Here is a 10033-nt window from a genome sequence, read left to right on the forward strand (position 1 = left end):
CGGGCGGGTGTGGTGGCCGGGCCCCCACCCCCCCGCCCGATCTTTGGGGGGTGGTGGGTGGTGGGGGCAGGTGGGCGTGCCCGGCCGGGGGTTTGTGGGGGGGGGGGGCCCCCCCGGGGGCCCCCCCCCCCCGGCCCAGCGCCACCAGGGTGAGCATCTCGGAGAACGACCCGCCGGCCGGCCCCTTCGGGACCGGACGGCCCGACGGGGTGCGCTCCGGGGTGCGGTCCCGCTTGAACACCACCGAGGTCACCTCCGGGTACTGCACCACCGGGTGGTCCGCGAGCACCTCCAGCGACACCGACTCCCGGCAGGCCGCCGGGTGCCCCGCGGCCACCGCGAGCACCCGGCGCTCCCTGAGCAGCACCGGTCCGCGGACCATCCCGTCGAAGGGGAAGGATGCGAGGAGGACGTCGACGGAACCGTCCAGCAGGCTCGCCCGGGAGGTGGCCAGCTGGACCTCGCGCACGTCGACCCGGCAGTCGGGGTGGCGCTCGGAGAACAGCCGGACCACGCTCAGCAGCGTGGGCGCCGTGCCCTCGCCGAGGAAGGCCACGCGCAGTGCGCCGGTGATGCCGCGGCCGGCGTCGGCGGCCCTGCGCAGCGCCTCCTCCATCCCGGCGACGAGGGGGAGCAGATCGTCGGCGAGCCGCCTGCCGACCGGGGTGATCCGGACGCTGCGGCTGTTCCGCTCGAAGAGCGGGCAGCCGATGCGGCGTTCCAGCTTGCCCACCACTTGGCTGACCCGCCCGGTGGTGACGCCCAGGCGCTCTGCGGTCCGGCCGAAGTGCAGCTCCTCGGCGAGGGTGAGGAAGGCCTCGATCTCCACCCGCTCCAGCACGCTTCCCCCTCGGCGTTGAACTCCGCTCAACGATCGTACGGCGATCATGCCTTGATGACGGCGGCCCCCCGGTGGATCGTGGAGGACGTCCACGACACACCACCTGAGGAGGAGACATGACCGTGCTGCGTGTGAAGGCCTTCGACCACCTGGTCCTCAACGTCGCCGACGTCGAGCGGTCCCTGGCCTTCTACACCGGACCGCTCGGCCTGGAACCGGTGCGCGTCGACGAATGGCGCGCGGGGAAGGCCCCGTTCCCGTCGGTGCGGGTCACCCGGGAGACCATCATCGACCTGGTCGCCGGGCACCGCGGCGAGTCCAACGTCGACCACATCTGCCTCACCGTGGAACCGCTGGACTGGGAAGAGGTCGTCGCGTCCGGGGTGTTCACGGTGCTGGAGGCCAACGTGCGGAGGTTCGGCGCGCGCGGCTCCGCCCTGTCGACCTACGTCGAGGACCCGGACGGCAACACGGTCGAACTGCGCTGGTACCCGCAGGACGCGCAGGACTGAGCGCGGCTCCGGGCGCCGCCGGCGGCGCCCGGCCCGGTTGCTACAGTGCGCCCGTGTCCGACTCCTCGCGTGAATCCCTGGCCGGCGCCGGCTGGGAGAGCCAGCAGCCCGGCGCCTACCGGGAGTTGATGCCGGCCCGGGTGGTCAACCTGTCGTGGCTGGACCCGGTGACCCTGTGGAAGGCCCGCAACGGCCCGCTCGCCTCGCTGTTCGGCGACCCGACCGGCCGGGACCGGCAGCGCTGGGTGAACGGCCAGACGGAGCGCGGGGCGTCCGGCGCGGACCTGGTGATCGAGCGGGACGACCCCGACACCTTCTCCTTCCTCCTCCTCGGCGACACCGGCGAGGGCGACGACCCGCAGTACGCCGTCGTCCCCGGGATGCTCAAGGCGGGCGCCGGCACGCGCTACGCCGTGATCTGCAGCGACGTCCTCTACCCCGTCGGCAGCGCCAACGAGTACGACACGAAGTTCTTCCGGCCCTACCGGGACTACGACGCCCCCGTCTACGCCATCCCCGGGAACCACGACTGGTACGACGGGCTCAACGGCTTCATGCGGGTGTTCTGCCGCGCCCCCGCCCTGCCGCCCGCGCCGCGCCCCCGCCGGTTGACCCGGGCCTGGTGGCGCACCCTGCTGTGGGCGAAGCCCGACGTGCCGGACGACGCCCGGCTCGACGAGGCCCGGCGGATGCGCTCCGCGCCCTCGCAGACGGCCTCCCAGCCCGGCCCGTACTGGGCGATCGACTCGGGGCCGATACGGATCATAGGCATCGACACCGGGCTGCTCGGCGACATCGACAGGGAGCAGGGCGAGTGGCTGCGCCGGGTCTCCCGCGGACCCCGCCCCAAGATCCTCGTCACCGGTTCCCCGATCTACGTGGACGGCGAGCACCACCCCTGCGCCATCGAGGGCGGCGGCACGGTCGACGAGGTCGTCCGCGACCCGGGGCACAACTTCGTCGCCGTGATCGGCGGGGACATCCACAACTACCAGCGCTACCCGGTGGACGTGGACGGCCGCAGGATCGAGTACGTCGTCTCCGGCGGCGGGGGCGCCTTCATGCACGCCACCCACACGATCCCCCGGGTGGAGGTCGGCGGCGTCACCGAGGACCGCTTCCGCTGCTACCCGATGCGCGGCGACTCCCTCGCCTTCTACAGCCGGCTCTACGGCCGCCGGCTCCACCTGCGCCGCCTGTTCGACCTGACCCCGGACGAGGCGTCCGCGGTCCTCGCCCGGCGTCTCGGCATCCCGGCCACCCGGGCCACCGGCGCGCGGGTGACCGTGCGGACGCGCTTCGTCGCGAGCGTCCTGGGTGCTCCGCCCCGGCCGGACCGCAGGCGCCGGCTGCGCCTGCCCGTCCGCCGGGTGCTCACCCGTCTGCTCTCCCCGGGCTCGGCGACGTACAGCCCGCCGTTCTTCAAGAGCTTCCTGCGGCTGGACGTCAGCCCGGCCGCCGTGCGCGTGCGGTGCTTCGCCGCCACCGGCCTGCTGGCGCACGAACTGGACCCGCCGGTCGAGGACGACTTCACCGTCCCTTTGCCGTACGCGAACGGTACGTGAGCGCCGGGGCGCTTCCCCCGGCCCTCCCCCGCTGCGCGCATCTCATGGCCCCGCGGCGGCGGTGATCTGCACGAACGCGCCGGAAGCGACGGTGCGCGGCGGCCCGCACGCGAGGCTGCCGCGGCCACCTGTACGGACAAGTCCGGGCCTAGGCTTTTACCGTCACCTGAAGGTTCCGTCGCGTTCTGGACATCTGCGCTTAGTCAACCTTCCCCCTAAGGCTCCTAAGTTCACAGCCAAGCAATGGCAAGCAGTGAGCAACGGAGGTCGTTGTGTCCGAGGGTGTTCGCAGGGCCCGGCGGTACGCCGCGCCCGTGGCGGCTGCGGCCGCCGCCGCGGTCGTGACCATGGTGGTCAGCCCGACGCTGGGTGCGTCGGCCACGGCTCCGCAGACCGCAAGCAAGGGCAAGGCCCCGGCTGCGAAGAACGTCATCTTCATCAACGGCGACGGCATGGGTGCCGCCGCCCGGCAGGCCGCGCGCCTGCACCTGACCGGTCTGAACGGTCAGCTCGCGATGGACAAGCTCCCCTACTCGGGTCAGCTGACCACCGAGCCGGACGACCCGAAGGCCGTCGTCACCGACTCCGCCGCGGCCGCGACCGCGTGGGCGACCGGTGAGAAGACCTACAACGGCGCGATCAGCGTCGACGTGGACGGCAACCCGCTGGCCACCCTGGGCCAGCAGGCCAAGGCCGCCGGCAAGTCCACCGGCCTGGTCACGACCGCGCAGGTCACCGACGCCTCGCCGGCCGCCTTCTTCTCCAGCACGGCCAACCGGTCGGCGCAGGACGAGATCGCGCGCCAGTACATCGAGGTCAGCAAGCCCGACGTCATCCTGGGCGGTGGCGAGGACTGGTGGCTGCCCGCGGGCAGCCCCGGCGCCTTCCAGGACAAGCCCGCCGAGGACACGTCCGAGGCGAGCAAGGGCACCAAGGGTGACCTGATCAAGAAGGCCCAGAAGGCCGGCTACTCCTACGTCTCCAGCGCGGACCAGCTGAACCGCGCCAAGAGCGGCAAGCTCCTCGGTCTCTTCTCCAACGAGGAGATGTTCCAGCAGCGCCCCGAGGGCCAGGGCGACGTGTACAACCCGGTGGTCGGCCTGTCCACCATGACCAGCAAGGCCCTCAGCACGCTGGACAAGAACAAGAAGGGCTTCTTCCTCATGGTCGAGGAGGAGGGCGTGGACGAGTTCGCGCACTCCAACAACGGCACCCGCGTCCTGCAGTCCATGCAGGAGCTGGAGAAGGCCGTCGCGGTGGCCCGCGCCTACGTGGCCACCCACCCCGACACCCTGCTGGTCGTCACCGGTGACCACGAGACCGGCGGCCTGGCCGTGGAGGAGGCCGACTCCGCCGACGAGTCCGGCGACGGCATCTCCGCCGAGGACGGTCCGTTCAGCATCCGCGGCAGCGACAAGTCGTTCTACATCGACTGGACCACCTCCGGTCACACCGGTGTGGACGTCCCCGTCACCGCGACGGGCCCGCTCGCGAACCGCTTCACCGGCAAGCACGCCAACACCTACGTGCACGACGTGCTGAGCGAGATCCTGGCGACGCGTCGCTGAGCGAGGATCCACTTCCGGCGGGTGCCGGGGAGGGGACTGCCCCTCCCCGGCACCCGCCGTTCCCCGCCTGGCGGTGTGACGCCGCGGGGACGGGGAAAGGCGTGGTGGCAGGCATGGTGCGCGGGCCGCAAAAGATCCTCCTTGAGGCGTAGGCGACCTGCTTTGCCATACCATTACTCTTGGTGCGAAGCCGTATCGCGCGGCCATGGAGGAGTGACAGATGAGGAGCAGCAACCCGGTCTTCTCGCGGCGTGGGTTCTCCCGCGGGGAGGGCTACGCGGGCTTCGGCGGTCAGCCGCAGACGCAGGGCGTCCCCCAGACGGGCGGCAACCCCTACGCGGGCACGAACCCGTACGCGGGCAGCAACCCCTACGACGCCACGTACCAGGCCCCGCCGGGCGCCCCCGTGCAGACCGGCCGGATGACGATGGACGACGTCGTCATGCGCACCGCCATGACCCTGGGCACCGTGGTGCTCGGCGCGCTCGTGGCGTGGTTCGTGCTGCCGGTCTCGGAGAAGAGCTACGGCCTGGCGATCGGCGCCTCGCTCGTGGCCCTGGTCCTGGGCCTGATCCAGTCGTTCAAGCGTGAGGCCTCGCCCGCGCTGATCCTCGGCTACGCGGTCTTCGAGGGCGTCTTCCTCGGCATCTGGAGCAAGATCCTCAACTTCATGTGGCCGGGCATCCCGCTGCAGGCCGTGCTGGGGACCATGGCGGTCTTCGTCGGCATGCTCGTGGCGTACCGCACCCGCCTCATCCGGGTCACCGCCCGCTACGCCCGCATCGGCATGGCGATCGCCATCGGCTTCGTCGTCCTGACGTTCGTCAACCTGATCGCCGCGATGATCGGCGGCGGTGACGGCCTCGGCCTGCGCAGCGGTGGGCTCGGCATCGTGGTCGGCATCATCGGGATCGCGCTGGGCGCGTTCTTCCTGTCGCTGGACTTCAAGCAGATCGAGGACGGCATCCAGTACGGCGCTCCGAGCAAGGAGTCCTGGCTGGCGGCCTTCGGGCTCACGCTCTCCCTGGTCTGGATCTACCTGGAGATGCTGCGGCTGATCGCGATCCTGCGCGGCGACGACTGAGTGCGCTGACCCGCGAGGGACATTCAACGGGCCCCGGAGGCAGTGCCTTTCGGGGCCCGTTCGCATGTGCGGGAGGGGAGGCGCGTCAGCCGAACCTCCGCGCGGCCCGCCTCAGGTCGTATTCGTGGACGATGGCCTTGGCGTGTCCGTAGGACAGGTCGTGCTCGCTGCGGAGCCAGCTGACTTTCTCTTCGAAGCGGAGGAATGCGGGCCCGTCGTCGACCGTGCGAAGCCATTCGCCGATCTCGCGGCCGGTGCAGTGCGGGATGTGGGAGAGCAGGTTCCGGTGGGTCTCTTCCGAGAAGGTCTGTGACATCGGCGCCTCCGGTATGCGTTCCGGTCACCCCACCGTGCCTGAGCCGTCGACCGTTGGCAACAGTGCAACGCACTCGGTTCTGTGTACGCACCGGTAGGCTCGCGCCGTGCTGGACTGTACGACGCTCCGCGACGCCGCCGGACTCCTGGCGGCGCGTTACCGCTCCCTGCCGCAGAGCCGGCTCCGTGGCGAGGTGGCCCGGGCGGGCCTGGAACTCGCCCGTGAACTGGCCGCCCTGGCGCAGCGGATCGAGTTCCCCGGCCGGGAACCGCTGCCGGTGCCGGACGAGGGGGTCTTCGTGATCGGCGACCAGATCTCCGTGGCCGCCCACGACCTGGCCGCCGCCCTGGAACCGCACCCGGAACTGGCGCACGTACGCGACGCGGCCGTGTCCCGGATCGGGGACACGGCCGCGCGGTGCGGTCTGTAGGGCGGGCTACAGCGAGGCGACCACCCGGTCGGCGAGCACGTAGACGGACTCCTCGCCGTAGGTGAAGGTCAGCGCGTAGCCGCCCGCGACGGCGGAGCCGCCCAGCAGGATCGGGGACTCGCCCTGGTCCAGGGCGTCGCAGAGGCGGTCGGCGGTGTCCCGGTCGCCCGGGGTCATGCACAGCGTGGTGCCGTCGGCGAAGACGTACACGTCGAGCGTGCCGAGCGGGCCGGGACGGACGTCGGCGAGCGGCATCCGCAGGTCCGCGAGTTCGGAGAGGCGCTCGGCGGTCTGCTCCTGGTTGGCCACGACCGGCGCCGGGACGCCGAAGTCGGGGTCGGAGGGGTGCCGGAAGGGCGCCGGGCCGCCGGGCTCCAGGCCCGCGAGGTCGGCCTGGCGGGGCAGGAACGGGCCGTACGGCAGCACCTCGTAGTCGGTGCCGGCGGCGCCCGGAACCGGGCCGGCCCCCTGGCCGCCGAAGAGCTGGGCGTCGAGCTGCGGGTCCACGAGGGCCTCGCCGGACTCGCCCGTCCCGTAGCCGAGGGGGGCTTCCTGAGCGGCCCAGAAGGCGCGTGCCTCGGCCAGTTCGCGCTCCCGCTCGTCGGCGAGCGCGTCGGCGACGGCGGTGCGGATGGCCTCGGCGTCCGGAGTGGTGCGTGCGGCGGGAACCCCGACCGCCCGCCCGGCACGGGCCTCGGCCAGGTCCGCGCGCAGGGCCGCGACGTCACGACGTACGCCGCGTGTGGCGAACAGCGCGGCGGAGCCGGCGGCCACGGCGGTTGCCGCGCCCGTCAGCAGGACGAGGAACATGGCGCTCACTGGCGTACTCCCGACTGTGCTTTCCCGAGCCTGGCCCCCTGTACACCACCACTCTGCACCGGAATCCATGGCCTCTGCAGTGCGGAACGTCACGAAATGGGAGGGTCCAAAGTCTCGCCCCGTACCGGTGGCACGCCTCTGACCTGCCTAAACGACCGCCCCCGGGATTAGGTCACATCCAGGGGGCGGTTCGATTGCGACTTGTGTCTCGAACGTACGTCCGAGGGCCGGGAAGGGCCGGCGGGGCCCGCTACGACAGGCGCTCGATGACCATGGCCATGCCCTGGCCGCCGCCGACGCACATGGTCTCCAGGCCGAACTGCTTGTCGTGCCACTGGAGCGAGTTGATCAGCGTGGTGGTGATGCGCGCGCCCGTCATGCCGAAGGGGTGGCCGACGGCGATCGCGCCGCCGTTGACGTTGAGCCGGTCGATGTCGACGCCCAGGTCCCGGTAGGAGGGGATGACCTGTGCCGCGAAGGCCTCGTTGATCTCGACCAGGTCGATGTCGTCGATGGTCAGCCCGGCCCGCTTCAGCGCCTGGCGGGACGCCTCGACCGGGCCGTGGCCCATGATCTCGGGGGAGAGGCCGGATACGCCGGTGGAGACCACCCGGGCGAGCGGGGTGATGCCGAGCTCGCGCGCCTTGGTGTCGCTCATGACGACCAGCGCCGCGGCGCCGTCGTTCAGCGGGCAGCAGTTGCCGGCGGTCACGGTGCCGTCGGGGCGGAAGACCGGCTTCAGGCCCTGCACGGCCTCCAGGGTGACCCCGGCGCGCGGGCCGTCGTCCTTGGCGACGACCGTGCCGTCGGGCAGCGTCACCGGGGTGATCTCGCGCTCCCAGAAGCCGTTCTTGATGGCCTCCTCGGCCAGGTTCTGCGAGCGGACGCCGAACTCGTCCTGGTCGGCGCGGGTGACGCCCTTGAGGGCCGCCAGGTTCTCGGCGGTCTGGCCCATCGCGATGTACGCGTCCGGGACCAGCCCGTCCTCGCGCGGGTCGTGCCACTCTCCCCCGCCCTGCGCGGCGCGGGCCGCGGTGCGGGCCTCGGCCTCGGCGAAGAGCGGGTTGTGGGTGCCGGGCATGCCGTCGGAGCTGCCGTTGACGAAGCGGGACACGGTCTCGACGCCGGCCGAGATGAAGACGTCGCCCTCGCCCGCCTTGATGGCGTGCAGCGCCATCCGGGTCGTCTGCAGCGAGGAGGAGCAGTAACGCGTGACCGTGCAGCCCGGCAGGTGGTCCATGCCCATCTGCACGGCCACGATCCGGCCCAGGTTGTGACCCTGCTCGCCGCCGGGCAGGCCGCAGCCCAGCATCAGGTCGTCGATCTCGCGCGGGTCCAGCTGCGGCACCTTGGCGAGGGCCGCCTGGATGATCGTGGCGGTCAGGTCGTCGGGCCGCAGGTCCTTCAGGGACCCCTTGACGGCCCGGCCGATGGGGGAGCGGGCGGCAGAGACGATCACGGCTTCGGGCATCGCGACTCCTCGACGAGGCGGCGGGGGTACGGCTGGGACTCTCTGGGAAGTTACCTGTACGTAGCGGAGCGAGTCACGGCCTGGGGGCTGTGACGCGGACCTCTTTCTGAGCGCTTGCTTAGTCCATGATGGCGCATCCTCGTGGCGAACGCGCCCCCCGTGCGATGCTGACGTGGTGAATCCGGACGACCTGGTACGGCTGCGGCGCGCCCGTGACGTGATGGACCGCGACTACGCGGAGCCCCTCGACGTCACCGCACTGGCCCGCGCGGCGCTGATGTCCCCCGGCCACTTCTCGCGCAGCTTCCGGGCCGCGTTCGGCGAGACCCCGTACAGCTACCTCATGACGCGCCGGATCGAACGCGCCAAGGCCCTGCTGCGGCGTGGCGACCTCACGGTCACGGAGGTCTGCTTCGCGGTCGGCTGCACCTCGCTCGGCTCCTTCAGCTCGCGCTTCACCGAACTCGTGGGCGAGACCCCGAGCGCCTACCGCGCCCGCGACCACGAGCCGGGCGCGCCGATCCCGGCGTGCATCGCGAAGCGGTACACCAGGCCGGTCAGGAACAAGGAAGCGAAGACCGCGGCCCGGGCCTAGCGTGGTCCGCATGGACATCACGCTGTCACAGTGCTTCATCGCCGTCGACGACCACGACAAGGCGCTGCCCTTCTACCGCGACGTCCTCGGCCTGGAGGTCCGCAACGACGTCGGCTTCGAGGGCATGCGCTGGGTGACGGTCGGCTCGCCCGACCAGCCGGGCGTGGAGATCGTGCTCGAACCGCCCCTGGCGGACCCGGGCGCCTCCGACGCGGACAAGCGGGCCATGAGCGAACTGCTGGCCAAGGGCATGCTGCGCGGGGTCATCTTCGCCACCGGTGACGTCGACGCCACCTTCGAGCGCATCCGCGACGCGGGCGGCGAGGTGCTCCAGGAGCCCATGGACCAGCCCTACGGCGTCCGTGACTGCGCCTTCCGCGACCCCTCCGGCAACCTGCTCCGCTTCAACCAGCGCAAGCCCGGCTGACGCCGGCGGTCCACGGGTGCGGGCAGGCGCCGGTTCCGTGCGTCACGGTCGCCGGAGCGGAGGGCGGCGCCCGGCCGCTGGTCGCCGCGCGCGGGCGCGGCGCCTGTGACCGGGCTTTCCGCGCAGCACAGCGGCCCCACCGCAGGTGCCCGGACGGCGGCGGGCGAAGGTGCGGGGTTGCCGTGCGGCGCGAATCGCCGCCCCTCGCGGCAAGCGATGGGCGGCGTCCGTGACGGGTGCCCTTGCCGGTTGCTGGTGGCCCGGGGTTCGGGCGGGTGGGTGGGAGACGCCCGCGCCGCGGGCGCAGCGGACCCGCGGACGGCGGCGGCGGGTTGCCGCACGGCGCGTACCCCCTTGCGCGTCCGTGATCCCGTGGCCCGGAGTTCGGGCGGTATCTTATACACA

Annotated in this window: 11 protein-coding genes; 7 read left to right on the forward strand and 4 right to left on the reverse strand. The window is 72.0% G+C overall.

The genetic code is table 11. From position 1 onward, the window contains the following. Positions 1–841: LysR family transcriptional regulator (locus tag ACFV3E_RS17500; protein ID WP_500535442.1), on the reverse strand; the 841-nt coding region annotated here is incomplete at its 3' end. Between the two features lie 116 nt (positions 842–957). On the opposite strand from ACFV3E_RS17500, the gene ACFV3E_RS17505 reads away from it, so the two are divergent. From ACFV3E_RS17505 to ACFV3E_RS17520, 4 genes are all read left to right on the forward strand, one after another. Continuing rightward, entirely contained in the window at positions 958–1353 is a 396-nt protein-coding gene (locus tag ACFV3E_RS17505) for a VOC family protein (RefSeq protein ID WP_500535443.1), read from the forward strand. Positions 1354–1406: 53 nt separating this feature from the next. Further along, on the forward strand, positions 1407–2918 hold the full coding sequence (locus tag ACFV3E_RS17510) for a metallophosphoesterase family protein (protein ID WP_500535444.1): 1512 nt from the start codon (positions 1407–1409) through the stop codon (positions 2916–2918). Between the two features lie 272 nt (positions 2919–3190). Then, positions 3191–4486: an alkaline phosphatase gene (locus ACFV3E_RS17515; protein WP_500535445.1), complete on the forward strand. Its 1296-nt coding sequence runs from the start codon at positions 3191–3193 to the stop codon at positions 4484–4486. Between the two features lie 220 nt (positions 4487–4706). Continuing rightward, positions 4707–5570, forward strand: coding sequence for a Bax inhibitor-1/YccA family protein (locus ACFV3E_RS17520; protein ID WP_500535446.1), 864 nt, complete (start codon positions 4707–4709; stop codon positions 5568–5570). A gap of 85 nt (positions 5571–5655) precedes the next feature. On the opposite strand, the gene ACFV3E_RS17525 is transcribed toward ACFV3E_RS17520, so the two are convergent. Continuing rightward, positions 5656–5886 carry a DUF4287 domain-containing protein gene (locus tag ACFV3E_RS17525; RefSeq protein WP_319161564.1) on the reverse strand — a complete coding sequence of 77 codons (231 nt, stop codon included), beginning with the start codon at positions 5884–5886 and terminating at the stop codon, positions 5656–5658. Positions 5887–5992: 106 nt separating this feature from the next. Between ACFV3E_RS17525 and ACFV3E_RS17530 the strand changes: the two genes are divergently transcribed. Continuing rightward, a complete protein-coding gene (locus ACFV3E_RS17530; protein ID WP_500369029.1) occupies positions 5993–6316 on the forward strand; it encodes a hypothetical protein in 324 nt (107 codons plus the stop codon). Between the two features lie 6 nt (positions 6317–6322). Here ACFV3E_RS17530 and ACFV3E_RS17535 read toward each other — a convergent pair whose 3' ends face one another. Beyond that, entirely contained in the window at positions 6323–7135 is an 813-nt protein-coding gene (locus ACFV3E_RS17535) for a hypothetical protein (RefSeq protein WP_500369030.1), read from the reverse strand. A 250-nt stretch (positions 7136–7385) separates the two neighbouring features. Beyond that, on the reverse strand, positions 7386–8606 hold the full coding sequence (locus ACFV3E_RS17540; protein WP_499512208.1) for an acetyl-CoA C-acetyltransferase: 1221 nt from the start codon (positions 8604–8606) through the stop codon (positions 7386–7388). A gap of 175 nt (positions 8607–8781) precedes the next feature. Here ACFV3E_RS17540 and ACFV3E_RS17545 point away from each other — a divergent pair, with 175 nt between their 5' ends. Both ACFV3E_RS17545 and ACFV3E_RS17550 read left to right on the forward strand, forming a co-directional pair. Beyond that, on the forward strand, positions 8782–9201 hold the full coding sequence (locus tag ACFV3E_RS17545) for a helix-turn-helix transcriptional regulator (protein ID WP_500535453.1): 420 nt from the start codon (positions 8782–8784) through the stop codon (positions 9199–9201). A gap of 10 nt (positions 9202–9211) precedes the next feature. Continuing rightward, positions 9212–9628: a VOC family protein gene (locus ACFV3E_RS17550; protein WP_500369036.1), complete on the forward strand. Its 417-nt coding sequence runs from the start codon at positions 9212–9214 to the stop codon at positions 9626–9628. Positions 9629–10033 lie beyond the last annotated feature (405 nt).

Source organism: Streptomyces sp. NPDC059718 (assembly GCF_042733315.1).
In the GTDB taxonomy this organism is placed as follows: Bacteria; Actinomycetota; Actinomycetes; order Streptomycetales; family Streptomycetaceae; genus Actinacidiphila.